23 protein-coding genes and 1 riboswitch are annotated in these 19,245 nt (G+C 62.7%); of the genes, 15 read left to right on the top strand and 8 right to left on the bottom strand.

Going from position 1 to position 19,245, the window contains the following annotated elements; translation table 11 throughout:
* Positions 1 to 26 precede the first annotated feature (26 nt).
* Positions 27 to 326, bottom strand: coding sequence for a hypothetical protein (locus HEP69_RS22100; protein ID WP_290560682.1), 300 nt, complete (start codon positions 324 to 326; stop codon positions 27 to 29).
* Between HEP69_RS22100 and HEP69_RS22095 the strand changes: the two genes are divergently transcribed.
* From HEP69_RS22095 to HEP69_RS22070, 6 genes are read left to right on the top strand one after another with little or no spacing between them, the layout of a single operon-like run.
* Positions 319 to 1,629 carry an MmgE/PrpD family protein gene (locus HEP69_RS22095; protein ID WP_290560681.1) on the top strand — a complete coding sequence of 437 codons (1,311 nt, stop codon included), beginning with the start codon at positions 319 to 321 and terminating at the stop codon, positions 1,627 to 1,629. The two genes, HEP69_RS22100 and HEP69_RS22095, sit on opposite strands and share 8 nt — an antisense overlap.
* Positions 1,620 to 2,009 carry a cupin domain-containing protein gene (locus HEP69_RS22090; RefSeq protein WP_290560680.1) on the top strand — a complete coding sequence of 130 codons (390 nt, stop codon included), beginning with the start codon at positions 1,620 to 1,622 and terminating at the stop codon, positions 2,007 to 2,009. Before HEP69_RS22095 ends, HEP69_RS22090 begins: the two co-directional genes overlap by 10 nt.
* Complete coding sequence (locus HEP69_RS22085; protein ID WP_290560679.1) at positions 1,999 to 2,772, top strand: short-chain dehydrogenase/reductase; 774 nt, start codon at positions 1,999 to 2,001, stop codon at positions 2,770 to 2,772. Before HEP69_RS22090 ends, HEP69_RS22085 begins: the two co-directional genes overlap by 11 nt.
* Entirely contained in the window at positions 2,769 to 3,575 is an 807-nt protein-coding gene (locus HEP69_RS22080) for an enoyl-CoA hydratase (protein ID WP_290560678.1), read from the top strand. The genes HEP69_RS22085 and HEP69_RS22080 overlap by 4 nt, the downstream gene beginning before the upstream one ends.
* A 2-nt stretch (positions 3,576 to 3,577) precedes the next feature.
* Positions 3,578 to 4,417 (top strand): MaoC family dehydratase N-terminal domain-containing protein, encoded by an 840-nt coding sequence (locus HEP69_RS22075; RefSeq protein WP_290560677.1) that lies wholly within the window; start codon positions 3,578 to 3,580, stop codon positions 4,415 to 4,417.
* A gap of 20 nt (positions 4,418 to 4,437) precedes the next feature.
* A complete protein-coding gene (locus tag HEP69_RS22070) occupies positions 4,438 to 5,985 on the top strand; it encodes a malonyl-CoA synthase (RefSeq protein WP_290560676.1) in 1,548 nt (515 codons plus the stop codon).
* Positions 5,986 to 5,997: 12 nt separating this feature from the next.
* On the opposite strand, the gene HEP69_RS22065 is transcribed toward HEP69_RS22070, so the two are convergent.
* From HEP69_RS22065 to HEP69_RS22045, 5 genes are all read right to left on the bottom strand, one after another.
* Complete coding sequence (locus tag HEP69_RS22065) at positions 5,998 to 7,152, bottom strand: amidase (RefSeq protein WP_290560675.1); 1,155 nt, start codon at positions 7,150 to 7,152, stop codon at positions 5,998 to 6,000.
* On the bottom strand, positions 7,149 to 7,991 hold the full coding sequence (locus HEP69_RS22060; RefSeq protein WP_290560674.1) for a CoA ester lyase: 843 nt from the start codon (positions 7,989 to 7,991) through the stop codon (positions 7,149 to 7,151). Before HEP69_RS22060 ends, HEP69_RS22065 begins: the two co-directional genes overlap by 4 nt.
* A gap of 4 nt (positions 7,992 to 7,995) precedes the next feature.
* Complete coding sequence (locus HEP69_RS22055) at positions 7,996 to 8,679, bottom strand: GntR family transcriptional regulator (RefSeq protein ID WP_290560673.1); 684 nt, start codon at positions 8,677 to 8,679, stop codon at positions 7,996 to 7,998.
* 359 nt (positions 8,680 to 9,038) lie between these two features.
* Positions 9,039 to 9,197, bottom strand: coding sequence for a hypothetical protein (locus tag HEP69_RS22050; RefSeq protein ID WP_290560672.1), 159 nt, complete (start codon positions 9,195 to 9,197; stop codon positions 9,039 to 9,041).
* A 97-nt stretch (positions 9,198 to 9,294) separates the two neighbouring features.
* Positions 9,295 to 10,083, bottom strand: a complete 789-nt coding sequence (locus HEP69_RS22045; RefSeq protein ID WP_290560671.1) for a hypothetical protein — start codon at positions 10,081 to 10,083, stop codon at positions 9,295 to 9,297.
* A 96-nt stretch (positions 10,084 to 10,179) separates the two neighbouring features.
* Here HEP69_RS22045 and HEP69_RS22040 point away from each other — a divergent pair, with 96 nt between their 5' ends.
* Genes HEP69_RS22040 through HEP69_RS22025 form a run of 4 tightly spaced genes read left to right on the top strand, consistent with a single transcriptional unit; the run spans position 10,180 to position 13,353 of the window.
* The gene (locus HEP69_RS22040; protein ID WP_290560670.1) at positions 10,180 to 11,172 is read left to right on the top strand and encodes a TRAP transporter substrate-binding protein; all 993 of its coding nucleotides are present in this window, start codon (positions 10,180 to 10,182) and stop codon (positions 11,170 to 11,172) included.
* Positions 11,172 to 11,627, top strand: a complete 456-nt coding sequence (locus HEP69_RS22035; protein ID WP_290560669.1) for a TRAP transporter small permease subunit — start codon at positions 11,172 to 11,174, stop codon at positions 11,625 to 11,627. The genes HEP69_RS22040 and HEP69_RS22035 overlap by 1 nt, the downstream gene beginning before the upstream one ends.
* Positions 11,624 to 12,910, top strand: a complete 1,287-nt coding sequence (locus HEP69_RS22030) for a TRAP transporter large permease (protein ID WP_290560668.1) — start codon at positions 11,624 to 11,626, stop codon at positions 12,908 to 12,910. The genes HEP69_RS22035 and HEP69_RS22030 overlap by 4 nt, the downstream gene beginning before the upstream one ends.
* The gene (locus HEP69_RS22025; protein ID WP_290560667.1) at positions 12,907 to 13,353 is read left to right on the top strand and encodes a MarR family winged helix-turn-helix transcriptional regulator; all 447 of its coding nucleotides are present in this window, start codon (positions 12,907 to 12,909) and stop codon (positions 13,351 to 13,353) included. Before HEP69_RS22030 ends, HEP69_RS22025 begins: the two co-directional genes overlap by 4 nt.
* Positions 13,354 to 13,504: 151 nt before the next feature.
* On the opposite strand, the gene HEP69_RS22020 is transcribed toward HEP69_RS22025, so the two are convergent.
* Positions 13,505 to 13,903 (bottom strand): Rrf2 family transcriptional regulator, encoded by a 399-nt coding sequence (locus tag HEP69_RS22020; RefSeq protein WP_290560666.1) that lies wholly within the window; start codon positions 13,901 to 13,903, stop codon positions 13,505 to 13,507.
* A gap of 407 nt (positions 13,904 to 14,310) precedes the next feature.
* On the opposite strand from HEP69_RS22020, the gene HEP69_RS22015 reads away from it, so the two are divergent.
* The 3 genes from HEP69_RS22015 to HEP69_RS22005 are packed head-to-tail and all read left to right on the top strand — an operon-like array spanning position 14,311 to position 16,423.
* Positions 14,311 to 15,522 (top strand): GTP-binding protein, encoded by a 1,212-nt coding sequence (locus HEP69_RS22015; protein ID WP_290560665.1) that lies wholly within the window; start codon positions 14,311 to 14,313, stop codon positions 15,520 to 15,522.
* Positions 15,519 to 16,154 (top strand): DUF1826 domain-containing protein, encoded by a 636-nt coding sequence (locus HEP69_RS22010; protein WP_290560664.1) that lies wholly within the window; start codon positions 15,519 to 15,521, stop codon positions 16,152 to 16,154. The genes HEP69_RS22015 and HEP69_RS22010 overlap by 4 nt, the downstream gene beginning before the upstream one ends.
* Positions 16,151 to 16,423 (top strand): DUF6525 family protein, encoded by a 273-nt coding sequence (locus tag HEP69_RS22005; RefSeq protein ID WP_290560663.1) that lies wholly within the window; start codon positions 16,151 to 16,153, stop codon positions 16,421 to 16,423. The genes HEP69_RS22010 and HEP69_RS22005 overlap by 4 nt, the downstream gene beginning before the upstream one ends.
* A gap of 141 nt (positions 16,424 to 16,564) precedes the next feature.
* On the opposite strand, the gene HEP69_RS22000 is transcribed toward HEP69_RS22005, so the two are convergent.
* Positions 16,565 to 17,680 (bottom strand): Fic family protein, encoded by a 1,116-nt coding sequence (locus tag HEP69_RS22000; protein WP_290560662.1) that lies wholly within the window; start codon positions 17,678 to 17,680, stop codon positions 16,565 to 16,567.
* 375 nt (positions 17,681 to 18,055) lie between these two features.
* A riboswitch (cobalamin riboswitch) is annotated at positions 18,056 to 18,266 on the top strand.
* Between the two features lie 33 nt (positions 18,267 to 18,299).
* On the opposite strand from HEP69_RS22000, the gene HEP69_RS21995 reads away from it, so the two are divergent.
* Both HEP69_RS21995 and HEP69_RS21990 read left to right on the top strand, forming a co-directional pair.
* Positions 18,300 to 18,470: a CbtB domain-containing protein gene (locus tag HEP69_RS21995; protein ID WP_290560661.1), complete on the top strand. Its 171-nt coding sequence runs from the start codon at positions 18,300 to 18,302 to the stop codon at positions 18,468 to 18,470.
* Positions 18,471 to 18,474: 4 nt separating this feature from the next.
* A complete protein-coding gene (locus tag HEP69_RS21990; protein WP_290560660.1) occupies positions 18,475 to 19,176 on the top strand; it encodes a CbtA family protein in 702 nt (233 codons plus the stop codon).
* Positions 19,177 to 19,245 lie beyond the last annotated feature (69 nt).

Here is a 19,245-nt window from a genome sequence, read left to right as displayed (position 1 = left end):
CCTTTTGACCGCATATCTCGATGCGCTCACAGGCCATGCTCACCACCTTCTGTGCTTTCGATTATGTCGACAGAAATCTTGTTAAGCAATAAATTTTTGTATGCAAAATGTTTTATCAAGATTGTGTATTTTTTCAGATAGTTATAGGATTTATCCTGAGTTGGACGGCTGAACTGTGTCGTCAAACGGGTTGATTTGCCCACAAAATTAGCCGACCGTACGCCAAATAATCCAAATTTTGTATGCGAAATGACAGAAGCCACCGCCCAACCTGAAGCTAAACTCATCGGGCTTTGCCGACGCCCCGTCGGGATGGATGTGCTCAAGCGCGCACGCTTCACCCTGCTTGATTGGCTGGGCTGCTGCATTGCCGCGCAGGGCTCGGATGTGGCGCGCGCTTTTGCGCGGGCCAGCCGGGTCCCAGAGACAGAGGTGATGCATGCCGGGCTCACATCCGCATCCTGCGACGCCCAGCAGGCGGCATTGCTGCTTGGGGCGCTCGGCAATGTGCTGGAAATGGATGACCTGCACCGCGCATCGATCCTGCATCCGGGCGATGCGGTGTGTGCGTCGACGTTGGCCGTCGCACTGCGCGCCGATCGCTCCGGGGCGGAGGTGCTGCGCGCGCTCACCCGAGGATACGAAGCCGCGATCCGCATCGGGCGGGTCGCCGCATCGGGCGGCTATACGACCTTCTATAACTCGGGCACCTGCGGCGTGTTCGGTGCTGCCCTTGCAGCCATGGATGTGATGTCAGACGACGAGACCGCCGTGGCCGACGCATTGGGTCAGGCCGGGATGATGGCATCCGGCATCTGGCAATGCCGCCTTGAGCAGACGTTTTCAAAGCAGCTCGCCACCGCCCATGCCGCGCGCGCGGGCGTGTTGGCAGCCGAGCTGGCCATGGCGGGCTTTCCGGGCGCGCGGGCAATTCTGACCGGGCCGATGGGATTTTTCCAAAGCTACTACCCCGGTGCCGATGTCGCCGCGTTGACGCGCCCCGGCGATTGGGCCCTGCTGGAGATGAGCTTCAAACCCTTTCCCGCCTGTCGGCACACCCATCCGGCCATCTCTGCGGCGCTGGACCTTGCGTCACGGGCAGCGTCGGCGCCTCCCGGACATATCGACATCCATACCTACCGCGCGGCGCTGGATTTTTGTGACGCACCGTGCCCAACCACGCCCGATCAGGCCCGGTTCAGCCTGCAACATTGCGTCGCTGTCGCGCTCTCGAAAGGTCGACCCGAAATCGCGGATTTCGACATCGAAGCGCTGAGCCGACCCGACATAGAAGCGCTTCGCGCAAAGGTCCGGCTGCATGTCGACCCTGCGCTCGACGCCGCGTTTCCGCAAGGCTATGGCGCACGCGTCAGCGTCACCTGGGCGGATGGCACCGTTGACGAGGCCATCTGCCCCGCGGCCTGGGGCGACCCGGAAAACCCAATGGATAACAGTGACTTGATCGCAAAGTTCTGCGCCAATGCGGCCTCTGGCAGGTTGCGCCCAGATCAAACGGATCGCATCCTCGGCGCCGTCATGGATCTGCCTGATGCCGCTGACCTGTCGGCCCTGAAATCCGCCTTTGCCATGGCGTTTACCCCAACACCGGAGGAGACCAGATGTCCCTGAAGCCCGCCATTGCGTTCCACGACCTCGACCCCGAGACCGGCTGGGAGCCTGTCCCCGGCGGCGCTGCCGGTGTGGAGCAAAAGATGTTGTCCGGTGCTCTGGATGAGGAGGCAAAGATCGGTGTGCGCACCCGCCTCATTCGCTTTGTGCCGGGCACCATCGCCCCGCATATCTTTCTGCACGACTATTGGGAGGAAGTGTATCTGATCTCCGGCAAACTGGTGAACGGCTGCGACGCGCAGGGTATGGGCGGCACCGAATATACCGCGCCCGCCTATGCCTGCCGTCCGCCGGGCACCGAGCATGGGCCGTTCACATCGAAAGACGGCTGCGTGTTCTTTGAAATTCAGTACTATCTGGGGGACGGGCATGGATCTTGAACTGTCTGGCAAGACCGCGCTGATCACCGGTGGCTCCAAGGGAATTGGCCGGGCGATTGCCGCCGCGCTCCTGGCCGAGGGCGTTTGGGTGACCCTGACCGCGCGCGATGCAGCACAGCTGGAGGCCACCCGGGCCGCGCTGGGGTCAGATCGCGTGCGTGTCCTGCCTGCCGATCTGTCCAGCGACGCCGGTCGGTTGCAGCTCTTGGATGTGATCGAGACGCCCGATATTCTGGTCAATAATGCCGGCGCGATCCGCCCCGGGCGCTTGGCCGAGATGACGATGGAGGATATACGCGGCGACTGGGATCTAAAGGTGTTTGGCTATATTCATCTGTGCCAGCAGGTGCTGCCGAAGATGGCGGCGCGGGGCTCTGGCACGGTGCTCAACATCATCGGGATGGGCGGGCGCGCGAACCGGGCGCCCTATATCTCGGGCGCGGCGGCCAACGCGGCACTGATTGCCTTCACCCAGGCGTTGGGAGCCGAGGCTCAGGCCTACGGGTTGCGCGTGCTTGGCATAAACCCCGCGCCCACGCTGACCGACCGGATGACGGATTTCATGAAAAACAGAGCGCGCGAAGAGTTGGGCGATGCCGCGCGGTGGCCTGAGATGGTCGACCCGGCGCGCTTTCCCTTCGGACGCCCGGCGAACCCCGAAGAAGTCGCCGCCCTGGCGGTGATGCTGGCCTCGCCCATCGTGACCTATGTCAACGGCACGGTGATTGATCTTGATGGTGGCGGACAATGGAGAGAGGCATGATGCATACGGAAGAACACGCGGGCGGGCGCCTGCTCCTGGCGCGCACGGGCGGGGTCGCGGCGCTGACGTTCAATGCGCCCGACAAGCTCAACGCCATGAATATGGCGATGTGGGAGGCGCTGGCCGAGATCTGCGCGCGCTTGGCCCAGGATGACAGCTTGCGGGTTCTTACCCTGACCGGCGCGGGCGAAAGCGCCTTTGTGGCGGGCGCGGATATCTCGGAATTCGGCGAAAGCCGCAGCGATGCCGCGCGTGCCGATGCCTACAATCGGGCCGTCGACCGCGCCGAGCATGCGCTGGAGGCGATGCCGGTACCGACGCTGGCGCTGGTGCGTGGCTATTGTATCGGCGGCGGTCTTGCGCTGGCGCTGCGCTGCGATTTGCGGCTGGCGCGCACGGATGCCCAATTTGGGATCACTCCGGCAAAGCTGGGTTTGGGCTATGGGTTTGATGGGGTGGCGTCGCTGCATCGGCGGCTGGGGCATGCGGTGACTGCCGATCTGATGTTCACCGGGCGCAGACTGGACGCGGCAGAGGCGCTGCAAAAGGGTCTGTGCGATTACGTCTATGCAGCCGACCGGTTCGACAGCGATTGCGCCGCCTATACCGAAACGCTGGCAAGCAATGCACCCCTCACCATCCGGGCGATCAAGGCAGCACTGGTTGAGTTGGCCAAGCCGCAGGCCGCGCAGGACCACAGCGCGGTTGATGCGATGGTACGCATCTGTTTCGACAGCCAGGATTATGCCGAGGGCCAACGCGCCTTTGCCGAAAAACGCGCGCCAGTATTCAAGGGTCGCTGAGCATGGGCACCGATCCGAACGACGCCATCGGCCGCCAGGAGCATATGACCGACACGCTGGATCTGCGCCAGGCCCGGCTGATGCAGCTGACGCTGGACCGCGATGTCAGCCTTGCGGTTGGAGATGCGCTGCCGCCGTTCTGGCATTACCTCTATTTCAACCCGCAGATCCGCGCCTCGGCTCTGGGGCCGGACGGGCATGAACGGCTGGGCCGGTTCATCCCCGATTTTGGCCTGCCCCGGCGGATGTGGGCCGGAGGCCGTGTGAGCATTCAGGCGCCCCTGCGGCTGGGCGAGACGGTCCAGAAGACATCGACCATCCGGGCGATCAAAGACAAGACCGGGCGATCCGGGCGGCTTTGCTTTGTGACCGTGGACCACGATTTCAGCGTGGGCGGCGCGCACCGCCTGCGTGAGACCCAGAACATCGTCTATCGCGCGCCCCCTGCCCCCGATATGGCCCCGCCGCCCGGCACGCCCGCGCCGGACGATGCCACATTCCGCCGCCGGATCACCCCCGATCCGGTGCTTTTGTTCCGCTACTCCGCACTGATCTTTTATGGTCACCGGATCCATTACGATCTCGACTACACCCGCCTGACCGAAGGCTACCCCGGCCTTGTCGTGCACGGACCGCTGACCGCAACATTGCTTGTGGATCTTGCGATGGAGCAGCTGGGTCTCCGTCAGCCCAGGGCCTTCGACATCAGCGCAATGGCTCCCCTGTTTGGTCCCGAGCCCTTCTGGCTTGAAGGCCGGGAGACGGAAGACGGCCTCTTTCTTTGGGCGCGCGGGCCGGACGATACGCTGGCCATGACCGTCACGCTGGAGGCCGATCCATGATTTCCCGGGAGAAGACTTCGATGACCAATCCGCTCTATGACACCGTTCTTGGACAGCGCGCTGACAGTTCCGCGCCGCTTTTGCATCTGCCGCAGGGCGAGGTGGTCAGCTATGCCGACATGGCCGCGCGGGTGGCGCGCATCTCGGGCTACCTGCGCGCGGCGGGACTGGAGAAAGGCGACCGGTTGGCAATGCAATGCCCCAAGTCACCCGCGGCGCTGGCGCTTTATCTGGCGTGCCTGCACTCGGGCGTGATTTTCCTGCCGCTGAACACAGCCTATACCCCTGATGAGATCGCCTATTTCGTCGGCGACGCGACGCCGAAGATCCTCGTGGTGGACCCAGACGCGCACGAGGCGCTGGCGCCGATCGCTGCCAAGAACGGAGCGAAGGTGCTTACGCTCGATGCGCAGGGGCGCGGCAGTTTCGCCAGCGCCGTAGCAGACGCGGCGCCCGCGCGGACACCCGTGACATGCAGCACCGACGATCTGGCCTGTTTTCTCTATACCTCGGGTACGACCGGGCGGTCCAAGGGGGCGATGCTGACACAAGGCAACCTGCTGTCGAATGCCGAAACCCTGACCACCTGCTGGAGGTTCACCGATCAGGATGTCCTGGTTCACGCCTTGCCGATCTTTCACGCGCACGGTCTTTTTGTGGCCTGCAACGTGTTGATGTGCGCGGGCGGGTCAATGATCTGGCTGAACGGCTTTAGCGTTGACGGTGTGCTGGGCGCCTTGCCACAGGCCACGGCCATGATGGGCGTACCGACCTTCTATACCCGGCTGATGGAGGATGCGCGCTTCACCCGGGATATAGCCGGGCACATGCGGCTCTTCACCTCGGGCAGCGCACCGCTCTTGGCAGAGACGCATATGCGTTTTGAGGAGCGGACCGGGCTCGCAATCCTGGAACGCTATGGGATGACCGAGACGGGTATGAACAGCTCCAACCCCTATGACGGCGCGCGCCGCGCAGGCACGGTGGGGCTGCCGCTGGACGGTGTCGCGTTGCGTGTGGTCGACGAGACCGGACTTGAGGTGCCGCAGGGCGAGATCGGGATGATCGAAGTGCGTGGCCCGAATGTTTTCAAGGGCTATTGGCAGATGCCTGACAAGACGGCTCAGGCGTTTCACCCCGACGGGTTCTTCATCACTGGCGATTTGGGGGTCTTGGATGCCGATGGTTATGTGACCATCGTCGGGCGCGACAAGGATCTGATCATTTCGGGTGGCTACAACATCTATCCCAAGGAGGTGGAGCTGATCCTGGATGATCAGCCCGGCGTGCAGGAAAGCGCCGTGGTCGGTGCGCCCCACCCGGATTTCGGGGAAGGTATCGTCGCGGTGCTGGTGGCTGATGAGGGGAGTCCGCTCGATCTGGCGGAAATCCGCGAGGCCGTGGCGGTGAAGCTGGCCAATTACAAGCGGCCGAAACACTATGTTGTGCTGGAGGCATTGCCGAGAAACACAATGGGCAAGGTCCAGAAGAACCTTTTGCGCGACGCTTATGCGGACCTGTTCCAGCCTGGGGCGCAACGCAGGCCACCCGCCAGCAGCGTGGCTTGATCCGGGTCCCGTTCAGAGCTGCGCGGCCAGCGCAAGAAGCGCCCGTTCCGCCCTTGCCGGGCCGACAAGCTGGAGCGAGATCACAGGCGGCAGACCGCCCATCGGTATGGCGAGCGCGGGCAGCCCCGCGATATTGGCAATACCGGTGAAATCCGCCTGTCCGACCGGAGGCCTTGTGCCGTGCTGAAACGTCGGCTCGGCCACTGTTGGCATCAACAACACCCGGTCGGTGCCGAGCGCCTCGATCACCGTCTCACGTGCGACACCGATGCGCCCGCGCACGTCTGCCAAACGCTCCGGGCTCAGGCTGCGCCCATAGGCGATCAGCTTTTGCAGTCCGGCGCTCAGTCCGGGTTGCGCACCCAGACTGTCGACTGCTTCGTGTTCGGTCAGCAGAAACGCATCGCCGCGCAGCCCGGGCAGGTCCAGGACCGGCCCGGCGGCGGGTGGCCCAAACAGGCCTTCCAACCGGCGCGCGGTATGGGCCATGGCCGCGCGGATTTCCGGCGTACAGTCATCCAATGTGGCAGCCAACGGCATGCACCATCCCGTCAGACCGGGCCCCGCGTCCACATCCAGCACGTCCAGCACGCGACCGATATTTGCAGGGCTTTGTGCCATCACCCCCAGCGCGTCGAAACCGGGCGCCAGCGGCAGGATGCCTGCCATATCCACCCTTTCGGCACCCAGTTTCAGGCCATAGACCCCGCAATAGGCCGCCGGGATCCGGACCGAGCCGAGCGTGTCCGTCCCAAGCGCCGCATCGACCGCTCGTGCCGCGACCGCTGCGGCGGATCCGCCCGAAGAGCCCCCCGCGCTGTGGCCGGGATAGGCCGGGTTTTCGCAACGGCCGAAATGCGGATTGTCCGTGGCCGCACCCAATGCCCCTTCGTCCATCATCAAGCGGCTCAACACCCCGGCCCCGGCCGCCCGAAGCGACGCGATCACAGGCGCGTCGGCAGGTGCGCTCCGGTCGACCCGGGGGCCGATGCCGGCCGTCCACGCCTGACCGGCGACGGAGATATTGGATTTCACCCCGATGCGCAGATCCGAAAGCGGCCCCGACGTGGCGGGTTGCGCAAAATCCAGCGGTGCCGAGACCTCGAAATCCTCGCAAAACCGGAATTGCGCGTTCAGCGCGGCGATGTCATTCTGATGCAGCCTCACAGAACGCCAGCCGCCTTTGCGATGGCCAGACGCCGATGCATGCCCTTGATCACCGGGGCCTCGATCAATGTGCCGTCGATCACGACTAGGCCCGAGGGCGATGCCTCAAAAGCGGCGACGATCTCCTGCGCGCGGGTGATTTCCTCGGCCGACGGCGTGAAGGCCGCGTTGATGGCCGCCAGGTTTGACGGGTGGATCGCTGCCTTGCCGGTAAAGCCGTTTTCCGCGGCGGTCCGGGCCGCGTGGGCAACGGTGTCGGCATTGCGAAAGTCCAGTTCCGGAACGTCGATCACGCCAATCTCGGCCGCCTTGGCCGCCTGCACGATGCGCGACCGGGCCATCCGCAGCGTGTCCGAATCCCTTGCAGCACCAAGATCGACCGACAGATCGACACCACCATACATCAGCGCGTGTAACCGGGGCGTGGCCTGTGCAATTTCGTGCACTGCGGCCAAACCGGCAGCGGTCTCCACCAATGCTATCAGGCCTGTGTCACTGCCCCCCTCTTCGAGAATGGAGGCGACCAGACGCAGTTCTGCGGCACTCGCGATCTTGGGCAACATGATCAGACCGGCGCGCGGTAGCATATCCGTCAGCGACGCCAGATCGCGCACCCCCGTCGCCGAGGACAGCGCATTTATCCGCAGCGCGCGAATAGGTCCGGCATCCACGGAACCGAGAAAGGCCAGCGCATCGGGGCGCGCATCGGCCTTCGCATCCAAAGGCACAGCATCTTCGAGGTCCAGACAGACGCAATCAGCCCCCGAGCGAAGTGCTGCTTCAAAGGCCTGTGGCCGATTGGCGGGGGTAAACAGCAGCGACCGCAGAACGCCGGACATAAGGTTATTCCTTTGCCGGGTCTGGTTTGGCCGCGCGTTCGGACACGCGCGCAGCGCCCGCCAAAAGATGCGCTGACATGATGCTCGCCGCCCATTTGGGCGCACGGGCCTCGATGGCCTGAATGATCTCCTCATGGTGGTTGAGACTGCGCATCAGGTCCTTGTCCGAAAACATCGAATAGGTGCGCACCACCATGCTCACGTCAAGCGCCGTGGTCATCAGCGCCGTAAGACGCGGAGAGCGTGCGGCATTGACGATCGTGCGGTGAAAGGCTTCGTTTGCCTCGGTCAGTCGCTGATAGGCGGCATCATCGCGTGGCGGCGTATCGGCCTTCATCGCGGCGTGGATACGGCGCAGTTCCGCGATATCCTCCGGCGTGGCCAAACGCGCGGCCCGCTCGACCGAGTAACACTCCGCAAGGCGCCGAATTTCAAAGACCTGCTCGGCCTCGTCCTGCGGGAAATGTGCCACACGCGTGGTATAGCCTTGCTGCCGATCGATGAAGCCTTCCATAATCAAACGCCCGATCGCCTCGCGAATGGGCGTGCGTGAGAGACCCAGATCCCCCGACAAGCGCGTTTCGGTCAGCCTCTCTCCTTCCGCGAGCTTGCCGGTCAGGATATTGTTTCGAATGATCGAATAGGCCTGCTCGGTCGCGTTCATCTTCTGCGGCGGGATCCGGTTCATGGCGACACGCATTCATAACACATACTCTCATTTTGCATGCAAAATCACGCCAATTCCAGAAGAATTTGAATATAAGCCCGCTTTTCGCATACATTTTTACCGGTGCGGCTTGTGGACCAAAGCGCGCAATATCCAGATGCATCCGTATTGCGACAGCCGGATCGTCACTTCGGGATCGGGCGAGAGAACTGTCTTGCCGTGATCTGAACGTCCTGCGGCCAAAATCCACCATGGGCGGCCGACGGACTACAGCGAGGCCGCGATGGACCCTGTGATCAGCTGGCAGGTGTCCGACAGGTTGATCCCGCGCGAGATGAAGATGCCCAGCCCTTCTGCCCAGACATGGGCCGCAATGGCCGTCACCCCGATCTCATCACCACCGCCATGCGGACGCCCGCGATGATCACAGGCGGCGCCAGGGGTGTCCCGACCTGCCGCAGGCGTTGCATCGGGCGCACCCCCAAACCGATGGCCGCCTCGCGCAAGTTCGGATCGAGATCAGCAATCGCTGTCGACACGTACCCGTCCAGAAGCCCGGCACGCGCTCAGATCGGCAGGTCGATGGTTGGATCGGCATCTCGACGACCCAGCGAACCGCTGCTCTTGGATCAAGCGCTAGAACCCCCAGAGGTCCGGCCCAGTTTCGTGGTGCCAGTTCGACGGGCCTTCCGCCCAGACCAGTACAAGCGCTCCGAACCGGGTTCCCAGTTCAACGACAGCCCCCTCCTCCATCACGAAGAAATCGCCCGCCATTCGCGTCTCATCCCCGACCTCGAGATCGCCTCCGATGATGAAGATATCCGTGGCACCACCCGCACGAAAGGGTGGCAGGCTGGTATAGGGCAGCAAGCGCAGTTGTAGGTGACGGCGGCTGTGCTCGGTCTGAGTGTAATCGAAGATCATGCGCCGCTGCACGCCCGCGTGGAGCGTGCCTTGCCAGCTTAGGTCTTCGAGAAAGATGTTGATATCAGGGAGGACCTCCGGCGTCTCATTGACGATCTCTCCCGCCGTGGCCCCCGTGTGTAGCGTCTCGCCCGCGACGCTGTCCTGACTGGGATAGATCACCGGCGCCTCCAGCCGCGAGGCCATGAGCGTGGGGGCATAGGCAATCGCGCTGTGCGTGGCACCGGCAAGGTTGATGCCAACCTCCCCGGCGCGGGCGACGCCCTGAAAATCGGCAAGCCCACCGTCCAAGAAATAAGAGAATGCGGGCCCCAGATGCTGGTGCAGCCCTGTCTCCGCCATACTATCGAACTTGAGGTAGCCAAGGTATTGCCCCTCTTCACGGTCGGCACGGACCGGGGCAAGCTGCATGCCTTTCTTATCCGTGCTGATCCACTTCAGGTCGCGTTTGTCGTATCCGTAGATGCCACCCCGCGCACGGGCGTGAAGAATGTCGACCACGATGGTCCTCCCTGAGATTCCGCTTGCAATGTAACATATGTTACATATCATCCTTGGCGCAAGCGGGAAGACTCTCGCGATCAGGGAGGATCATCAATGACATTCAGGACATTCATCCGCGGTGCCACCGCGGCGCTTACACTGTCGCTGGCCGCTGCCGCCGCGCCCGCGCAGGATATCACGTTGCGCCTTGCGCATGTCGCGCCACCGCAGACAACCTATCAGACCGCGGCCGAACGGTTTGCCGCCAATCTGTCTGAAATGTCGGGCGGCACCATGGCCGTCGAAATCATTCCAGGCGGCGTGTTGGGCGATCTCAGCCAGCTTTGGGTGCAGACGCGGGCAGGTGCGCTGGATTTGCATCTGATCGACGTCTCGGCCACCGTCGCGATGAAGGAAGCACGGCCATTTCTGGTGATGTGGACGCCCTTCCTGTTTTCTGATCAGGACCATTTCCACCGGTTTATCGCGTCGGACACGTTCCAGGAAATGATGGCCGATGTCGAAGAGCAGACAGGCGTCGTTTATCTTGGCCTCGCAGGCGACCGCCCGCCGCGCGCCCTGACAACGGCTACGACACCGGTGCGCACGCCAGACGACCTCGAAGGTCTCAAAATCCGCACCCCCGAACATCCGATGATCATCGGCGCATTCAAGGCATGGGGCGCGGCACCAACGCCGATCAAGGGATCGGAGCTGTTTAACGCGCTCAAGACCGGCCTGGTGGATGGGCAGGACAATGGCGTGATCGATTTCATCGGTGCGGGCTATGCCGCGGCGCAGGGTCACTACATCCCGCTCGACTATATCCATTCCGGCGTCGGCATCTGGATGAGCCCGCAGCGTTGGGCAGCGCTGAACGAGCAACAGCAAGGCTGGGTCCGCGAAGCAACCGAACGGGCGGGCGTCGAGGGACGCAAGCTGCACGCCAAGCAGATGGAACAGGCAATGGTCAAGCTGAGCGAGCTTGGCGTCACCGTAACGGAACCTGACAGCGATGCCTTTCTCTATGCCCGTGACGGAATCGTCGCAGATATGGAAGGCAAGATGTGGCCCGAGGGGCTCGCCGCGACCATCGGCGATATGTGATGCTCAGGTCAGCGCACAAGATCCTGGCACGGGCCTCGCTCTGGGCCATGGGACTGTGCCTGCTGGTGCTCGTGACGTTGGATTTCTGGCAGGTGATCCAGCGGTATGTCCTGGGCGTCAGCTGGCCCTGGGCGGGGGATGTCAGCATCATCCTGCTGCTGGGCCTGGCGTGGATCGGCGCGGGGCACCTGTGGTTGACGCGCCGTCATATCGCCGTTGATCTGCTGGGCGCGGGGGCCAGAATGACGCGCGCGCTGACGGTGCTTTTTGATCTGACCGTGCTGATCGGTGGCCTTGTCCTTTTGCCGCTTATCTTTGACACGATGGCGGCCTTTTCCTTCATCGACCTGCCCACCCTGCCTGTGTCGGGGGCGATCAAATATGCACCCGTCGCGGTCGGCACCGGGTTTCTCTGCCTTGCGGCGGCGCTGATGTTGGTCTTGCGCCGTCCATGATTGAACTCGCGATCCTGTTCGGCACCTTCCTTGGCGTGTTGTTCATCGGTGCGCCGGTGGCGCTGGCTATGGCGCTTGCGATCGGCATATTCTCCGTGGCCTTCGCTCCGGCGCTGCCCTCCATCGTGCTTGTGCAAACGTTTATGCAGGGGCTCGACAATACGGCGTTCACGGCGATCCCCTATTTCTTTCTGGCCGGTGCGATCATGAACCTCGGGGGCATGTCCCGGCGGCTCTTGCGGTTGGCGCGGGCCTGTCTTGGACATCTGCGCGGCGGATTGAGCCACGCCAATATCGGCGCATCGGTGGTCTTTGCCGGCGTGTCGGGCTCCGCCGTGGCGGATGCGGCCGCCGTAGGTTCGATCATGATCCCGGCGATGCGCAAGGAAGGCTATCCGGGCGCCTATGCCGCCGCCGTGACCGCCGCCTCGGCTACCATCGGGCTGGTGATCCCGCCGTCGATCCCAATGGTGATCTTTGGCCTTTTCACAGGGGCGGAGATCGGTGCGCTCTTTCTGGCGGGCGTCTTGCCGGGGTTCCTGATGGGCCTTTTCCTGATCGCGGCCTCAGCCGTGCTGTCCTTGCGCCGTGGCTATCCGGCGTCGGCCTGGCGGGGCTGGGGTGAGCTGGGCGCGGCCCTTCGGGGGGCATCGCTTGCACTGCTGATGCCGGTGGTGGTGGTCGTGGGCCTGATCGGCGGCTTCGCCACCACGGCCGAGATCGGAGCCGTTGCCGCCGTCTATGCCGCCGCGATCAGCGCCCTTGTCTACCGCGAGGCCCAGCTGGCCGATCTCTGGTGCGCGGTCTGCGAGGCTGCGGCGGACAGCGCGAAAGTGCTGATCATCATCGCCATTTCCGGCGGCTTCGTCTGGATCATCGCGAGCCTTGGCATCGCGCGCGACATTGCCGCCCTTGTCGCGGCGACAGGTCTGCAAGGCGCGGCGCTTCTGGCGCTGATCGCGCTGGTCCTGCTGGTGCTTGGCACCGTGCTTGAGCCGATCACGCTGATCGTCGTGATCGTGCCGCTGCTGGTGCCGGCGGCCCAGGCGGGCGGTATCGACCTGGTGCATCTGGGCCTTGTGTCGATCCTGGCGGCGTCCATCGGGTTGGTCACACCGCCGGTGGGCATCCTGCTTTACATTACTGCGGCACAAGCACAATCTCGCGCCATGTCGGTGATCGTCGAAACACTCCCCTTCCTGGGCGCGCTTCTGGCAACCCTGGCGCTTGTCGTCATGGCCCCGGACCTGGTGCTCTGGCTGCCGGGACTTGCGGAAGAATGAGCGGGGCAAGACCCGCAGCCCGCGCGGACAGCCGCATCAAGGAAACCCTGACGTTCCGCCTGCTGGTCGCAGTCAATCGCATCGTGCAGCCGTTCCAGGAAAGATTCGGCAAACCGAACGACCTGACATTGCCCGAATGGCGGTGCATGATGGCACTGGCCGCCCATCCAAAATCATCCGGCGAAGACGTGACCCGGCGCATGTCGATGGACAAGATGGCCGTCAGCCGATCCCTGCGCCGTCTCGAGCAGCATGGCCGCGTCCGGCGAGAACAGGACCCTGCCAACGCCCGTCGCAACCTCTGGGAACTCACGGAAGCCGGGTGGGATCTGTTTGACACGATCCTGCCTGCCGCGCTCGAGCGCGACAGAAAGGCCTTCGCGGCCATACCCGAAGATGAAAAAGCACGGCTTATGGCACTGCTCCGCGATCTGGAGTTCTAGCGGCTCAATCAGCCTTTCGACGTGGTCGAGAACCAAAAAGCGCAGACCGCAAACGAGCCACGCGAGACCTCCGTTGCCAGAGCTACACCTCGCCCCACGGCGAACGGATGGTCCTGACAAGGCCGCCCGGATCAATGCCGTCGGGAAATGCCTACTTCATCTCGGCGATTGTCGTGGCTGCAAGCCTCTCGATCAGGCTCCGCTCGATGTCTGCCATGACCGAAGACACCTTGCGATGCAGCGCATGCTCGACCGCGCAGTTCGGTGTATCTTCCTCCGCTACGGTCGCGATCAGGCTTTCATCCAATGCAAGATAGACATCGGCCAACGTGATGTCCTGCGGCGATCGCGCCAATCGCCATCCGCCGGAATGGCCCTTTTCGGCATTCAGCAAGCCAGCCTTGCGCAAACGGCCCAGCACGCGTCGCACGACCACCGGATTGGTCCCTGCGTGTTCGGCGATATCAGCAGAGGTGCGCATGCGGTCAGGCTCAGCTGCCATATGGCCAAGCGTGTGCAGCGCAAGCGACAGTCTGCTGTTGCGTTTCATCGGCGAGGCTCCTCCATCCCGGCATCAAGTAACAATAACGGTTGCGAGTATCTAGTAACTTTACTAGTTACTTGTGTTGAGCCGAATCGAACTCGGGGCCGTTCTATGCAAGATGTCGTGATCATTGGGGACAGTTTCGCCGGTTTGACCGGCGCTTTGCAACTGGGTCGTGCCAGCCGGAGGGTGAGCGTGGTCGATGCAGGGGCTCCGCCCAATCGAACATCGGCGGCGGCGCAGGGTGTGGCGGGCTGGGACGGGACGGCTGTGTCGTCTGGCTTGCCGCGAAAGCACCGCCAATGACCCGCCCAAAAACGCAACCTGCGCGATCGGCGACAGGGCAGTGGCTGACATCGGCTGCCGCCAACCGCTGGTCTTCCCCCACGTGATCCAACTGCTTGAGGCTCCGCATGACCGATACCCGCCTTCCCGTCACTGTCCTGTCCGGCTTTCTGGGTGCCGGCAAGACAACACTTCTCAACCGGGTCTTGAACAACCGCGATGGCCGTCGTGTCGCCGTCATCGTGAATGACATGTCCGAGGTCAACATCGACGCGGATCTGGTGCGGGCCGATACCGAACTCAGCCGCACCGACGAAACGCTTGTCGAGATGTCGAACGGCTGCATCTGTTGCACCTTGCGCGATGACCTGCTGGATGAGGTGCGGCGCTTGGCAGCCGAAGGCCGCTTTGATTATCTGCTGATCGAATCCACGGGAATTTCCGAACCCCTGCCCGTAGCAGCGACCTTCGATTTCCGTGACGAGTTCGGCGACAGCCTGTCGGATGTCTCCCGCCTCGACACGATGGTGACGGTCGTCGATGCCGCGAACCTGCTGACCGATTATGCAAGCCATGATTTCCTGCGCGACCGCGGTGAGGCGATGGGCGAGGAGGATGATCGCACGCTGGTGCATTTGCTGACCGATCAGATCGAGTTCGCGGACGTGGTGATTCTGAACAAGGTGACGGATGCAGGGCCCGAGAAGGTGGACGCTGCACGCAAGATCATCCGCAGCCTGAATGCCGATGCACAGATCATCGAGACCGACCAGTCAGAGGTCGACGCAAGCAGAATTCTCGACACCGGGCTGTTCGACTTTGAAAAAGCGCACGAACATCCGATGTGGGCCAAGGAGCTCTATGGCTTTGCGGACCACACCCCTGAAACCGAGGAATACGGCGTTGCCTCCTTTGTCTACCGCGCGCGCCTGCCCTTCATCCCCGAGAAAATCCTCGAAGTGCTGAATGGCGATCTGCCCGGTGTGATCCGGGCCAAGGGGCATTTCTGGATCGTTACCCGGCCTGGTTGGGTCGCCGAGTTCTCGCTGGCCGGAGCCTTGTCGAGCGTCAAACCGCTTGGCACATGGTGGGCCTCGGTGCCGAGGGATCGCTGGCCCGAACATGAAAGTGCAAAAGCCTACTTGCAGGCCCACTGGCAAGACCCCTGGGGCGACCGGCGGCAGGAGCTGGTCTTTATCGGCGCGGGCATTGACTGGCCGGCACTCAGGGCGCGGTTGGATGCCTGCCTGGTTCCGGCGCCAGCCGCGACGGGCCCCGACAGTTTGCCTGACTACCCCGACCCCTTCCCGGTCTGGCAGCGGGCGGAGGCAGCCGCATGACACTGGTACGCGAGACGGTCCGGCACGCTGCGATCGGTGTGGCGGTTGCCGACAGGCCCGACGACCTGACGGCCTTTCTCAAGCCTGGCTGCGCGGCGGCCATTTGGCGGCGACGTCCCGAACCCGGCTTTCAGTCCTGGGTCGATGCGCTTGGCCCCGCAAACCTGCCACAAGGCCGGATCGTCTTGCGACCGGACAACGTCCATCAGGCTCTGAGCCAGCTCTGCAAATGTGCAGACACGCCCGAGGGGGTCGAGCAAGACTGGCTGATTGATGACGCAACAGCCCTGGCGCGCCTGTTCGCGGACCTGATGAGCGCGCGGTATCTGCGCCTGCGGCTGCAAGCGGTGACGACCAATGCCTGCCGCAAGTTCCATATCGACGCGATCAAAGCGCGGCTGGTCTGCACCTATCGCGGGGTCGGCACTCAATATGGCATGTCGACCGACGGGCATGACCCGAAACGTGTTTTCACGGTCCCGACAGGCGCGCCGATTTTGCTGCGCGGCACACTTTGGCCGTCCTCGCCACCCTCGGGCTTGCTGCATCGCTCGCCACCGATGGAAGGAACCGGCGAAACGCGGCTGGTTTTCGTGGTGGATGCGGTCGACGATCCGGAGGATGAGGCATGAGCCGCAACCTCGGCGTCACGTCTTTGCGCCGCAAACGCCGAAACGCCGATCAGATGCGCAGCTTTGACAGCCTCCCCGCGCCGCTGCGCCGCTGGCTGGCCGAGGCAAAACTGCCCTGGTCACCCACCTCGGCGCGCCGTCTGTGGAACCGCGCCTGTTCAAAGGGCCTGAGCGCCGAGGATGCACTGTCGCTGTTGTCACAGGCCGAGGCGCATACGCTTGCACGTGATCGCTTTGCGACGTCCGACAAACCGCCGATGAACGTCTGATGGAACCTGAATGCCACTATTCTGATGAATTGCCACCGCCGCGCTGAGCGCGTTTGTCTCAACGCCGCACGCCTGGGCGCAAGCCAAAAGCACCAATGCCGCGGAGCGGCCAAGCCCCTTCGCCCGACTGTACCGCAAAACCTATGGAGATGTTTGCGAAAGCTTAAGCCTGTAACGTGTGTACCGCCGCTCACCGGTGCGAGTCAGAGCGCCTATTTCAACCAGGTCTTGTAAATCCCTTGTCGCCGTTGCACGGGACGTGCCTGTAATCGAAATGTAGTTTTCGGCACTGAGGCCGCCTTTGAACCCATCCGGCCCCTCCCGGAACATCCGCTCAATCGCCTTGGCCTGCCGCTCGTTCAGCCTTTCGCGATGCCGGTCGTAGAAATGTGCTTTGGCAATGAAGAACCCCACACGGTCCAAGGTGACCTGTTGTGCTGTCAGCACCGCGTCGGCGAACCATTCCAACCAAGGCGTGACATCCAATGTCCTCTGATGCTGCTCAAGCTGGGCATAGTAGTCCTTGCGCTTCCGCTCGATCGTGAAGGCAAGGGCGATCAGGCTTGGCTGGCCGATGTTTTGTGCCAATGATTTTTCAGCCAGGGCCCGACCCAAACGCCCGTTTCCATCTTCAAAAGGGTGGATGCTTTCAAAGTAGAGATGGCTGAGGCCCGCCCGCGTCAGTGCTGGAAGCGCATCGGCAGCGTCCGGCGCTGTCCTCTCGAACCATTTCAGGAAGCGATCCATCTCTTCCGGCACCTGTTCCGACGGCGGTGCCTCAAAATGCACGGCCGGACGATCAAAGCGGCCCGAGACGATCTGCATTGCCTCTTCATGCCGCCGATATGCCCCGATCGCCTCCAGCCGCCGGTCATGAGATAAAAGCATGTCGTGCCACCGGAACAGCGTTTCATGCGTTAACGGATCGGCATAGGTTGAGTAGACATCAACCATCATCTCGGCCACGCCCTGCTCACGGGGCTTGTTTGGATAATTGTCTGGGGCCAAACCAAGGTGTCGGCGGAGCGAGGATTGTACGCTGAGCCGGTCCAGCATTTCACCTTCGATGGCACTCGTCTTCATGGCTTCATCGCTCAGCAGATCGATGCGGAGTTGATCGCGCTCGGGCGGGCTGACATGGTGGACAGCACCCAGGATTTCGCCCGACGACAGCAAGAAACGCTGCTCAAGTGGCGCCAGGGCCCCTGTGTCATACCGAAAACCCGGCCAACCGGGTATCTGCCAATTCCAAGCCATGAGTTATAGAGATCCTTTCTATAACTCATAGATAGATCATTTTTGAGCCATAGGCGTCAATCCTATCGCTCTTGTCCCTTAGCATTTAGATCTGAGGCGGCGCTGTAGATGATTTGAACGGGGTGCGCGGGCACAAAATCTGGGACTGGGCAACCAAATTGATATCGCAGCTTGTGCTTTGTCCCTTCATCCGAGACGATCGCTCCCAGGTTCATTCGGTCACGGATTTCATGATTGATCTTCTTGCCGATGAGATTGACGAAGCCATTCGGACCCAGGCGTCAGGCCGCGCCGGATGCTGTCAATTCAAGAAGAACCATACTCACAATCTCAAATGAGGCGCCAATCCGGTTGACGGGCTTGGCGCCCTTCTGTCACTACAGGCTGACATTCGGTTCCTGGGCGCAACAGAGTCGCTCAGGAGGAAACAGGGAACGCAGTGCGGAGCCATCAGCTCCAACTCTGCGGCTGCCCCCGCAACTGTAAGCGGTGATGAAGGCTGACAACGCCACTGGAGCAATCTGGGAAGGCAAGTCCGAGACACGAACCGCGAGCCAGGAGACCTGCCGGATGTAAGTGCAGATAGCTGTCGGGTGTGACAGCAAAAAAGGAGCTACATATGACGACCCAAGCACAAACAACATCCTCAGCCGGTTCTCGCCTTGGCGCAGCGGTTCTCGTGGCCGCAATTGGCCTGACACTGATGATTGTCACCGGTCACGTTCAGGCCGCCACGCTGCATGACGCCGCCCACGATATGCGTCATGCAACCGGCTTCCCCTGCCACTAAGATCATGCTGATCAGATTGTTGACCAGCGCGTTGCTCGCTGGTGCGGTTGCGGGGCTGATTGCCGCCCTGTTGCAGCTTTACTTCGTCCAGCCCGTCCTGCTTCATGCCGAGCTTTATGAAGGTGGCGAACTGGTGCATTTCGGCTCGGCCTCCACCGTGTCCGCCATCCAGGACCTGGGCGGTATCGATCTTGTGCGCGACGGGTTGAGTGTTGTGTTCACGATGCTCGTCTACACGGCCTATGCGATGATCCTTCTGGCGCTGATGTCCCAGGCCGAAACCCGGGGCGCGGCGATCACGGCGCGCAGCGGCCTGATCTGGGGCGTGGCCGGGTTTGTCGTGGTGCATCTGGCCCCCGGCTTCTCGCTGGCCCCGGAAGTGCCAGGCGTGGCGGCGGCGGATGTGGGCCTGCGTCAGATCTGGTGGTTCGCCACCGTTGGTCTGGCCGGGGTTGCCCTGTGGCTGATCGCGTTTGCCAAAAACTGGCTCGGCTGGGGCGCGGCGGTGGTTCTGCTGTTGGCTCCCCATGTCTACGGCGCGCCCGAACCCGACGTCTTCACCGGCCCGGTCCCCACAGAGATCGGCGCGCTTTTTGCCGCGCGGGCCTTCGGCGTGGGGCTGGCGGTCTGGGTGATCTTGGGCGGCTTTGCAGGCTATTTCTGGACCCGCCTGGCCGAAGACGACGCAACCACGCAGACGGCCTGACGTCACCGCGAAACGATACCGGATCGGGCACCGCACATGTTGCGGTGTCCCTTTCCCTTTCTGGACAAG

Source organism: Aestuariivita sp. (assembly GCF_021404545.1).
Taxonomy (GTDB): Bacteria; Pseudomonadota; Alphaproteobacteria; order Rhodobacterales; family Rhodobacteraceae; genus Aestuariivita.
The sequence above is the reverse complement of the archived record's forward strand: the minus strand, read 5'-3'. Positions and strand labels throughout refer to the sequence as shown.

Excerpts from the sequence above, each read along its gene's own strand:
- HEP69_RS22000 (WP_290560662.1), bottom strand. The coding sequence starts at position 17,680 with ATGGCTTGGAATTGGCAGATACCCGGTTGGCCGGGTTTTCGGTATGAC.
- HEP69_RS22090 (WP_290560680.1), top strand. The coding sequence starts at position 1,620 with ATGTCCCTGAAGCCCGCCATTGCGTTCCACGACCTCGACCCCGAGACC.
- HEP69_RS22035 (WP_290560669.1), top strand. The coding sequence starts at position 11,172 with ATGCTCAGGTCAGCGCACAAGATCCTGGCACGGGCCTCGCTCTGGGCC.
- HEP69_RS21990 (WP_290560660.1), top strand. The coding sequence starts at position 18,475 with ATGCTGATCAGATTGTTGACCAGCGCGTTGCTCGCTGGTGCGGTTGCG.
- HEP69_RS22005 (WP_290560663.1), top strand. The coding sequence starts at position 16,151 with ATGAGCCGCAACCTCGGCGTCACGTCTTTGCGCCGCAAACGCCGAAAC.
- HEP69_RS21995 (WP_290560661.1), top strand. The coding sequence starts at position 18,300 with ATGACGACCCAAGCACAAACAACATCCTCAGCCGGTTCTCGCCTTGGC.
- HEP69_RS22010 (WP_290560664.1), top strand. The coding sequence starts at position 15,519 with ATGACACTGGTACGCGAGACGGTCCGGCACGCTGCGATCGGTGTGGCG.
- HEP69_RS22060 (WP_290560674.1), bottom strand. The coding sequence starts at position 7,991 with ATGTCCGGCGTTCTGCGGTCGCTGCTGTTTACCCCCGCCAATCGGCCA.
- HEP69_RS22030 (WP_290560668.1), top strand. The coding sequence starts at position 11,624 with ATGATTGAACTCGCGATCCTGTTCGGCACCTTCCTTGGCGTGTTGTTC.
- HEP69_RS22055 (WP_290560673.1), bottom strand. The coding sequence starts at position 8,679 with ATGAACCGGATCCCGCCGCAGAAGATGAACGCGACCGAGCAGGCCTAT.
- HEP69_RS22080 (WP_290560678.1), top strand. The coding sequence starts at position 2,769 with ATGATGCATACGGAAGAACACGCGGGCGGGCGCCTGCTCCTGGCGCGC.
- HEP69_RS22070 (WP_290560676.1), top strand. The coding sequence starts at position 4,438 with ATGACCAATCCGCTCTATGACACCGTTCTTGGACAGCGCGCTGACAGT.
- HEP69_RS22085 (WP_290560679.1), top strand. The coding sequence starts at position 1,999 with ATGGATCTTGAACTGTCTGGCAAGACCGCGCTGATCACCGGTGGCTCC.
- HEP69_RS22015 (WP_290560665.1), top strand. The coding sequence starts at position 14,311 with ATGACCGATACCCGCCTTCCCGTCACTGTCCTGTCCGGCTTTCTGGGT.
- HEP69_RS22020 (WP_290560666.1), bottom strand. The coding sequence starts at position 13,903 with ATGAAACGCAACAGCAGACTGTCGCTTGCGCTGCACACGCTTGGCCAT.
- HEP69_RS22040 (WP_290560670.1), top strand. The coding sequence starts at position 10,180 with ATGACATTCAGGACATTCATCCGCGGTGCCACCGCGGCGCTTACACTG.
- HEP69_RS22075 (WP_290560677.1), top strand. The coding sequence starts at position 3,578 with ATGGGCACCGATCCGAACGACGCCATCGGCCGCCAGGAGCATATGACC.
- HEP69_RS22025 (WP_290560667.1), top strand. The coding sequence starts at position 12,907 with ATGAGCGGGGCAAGACCCGCAGCCCGCGCGGACAGCCGCATCAAGGAA.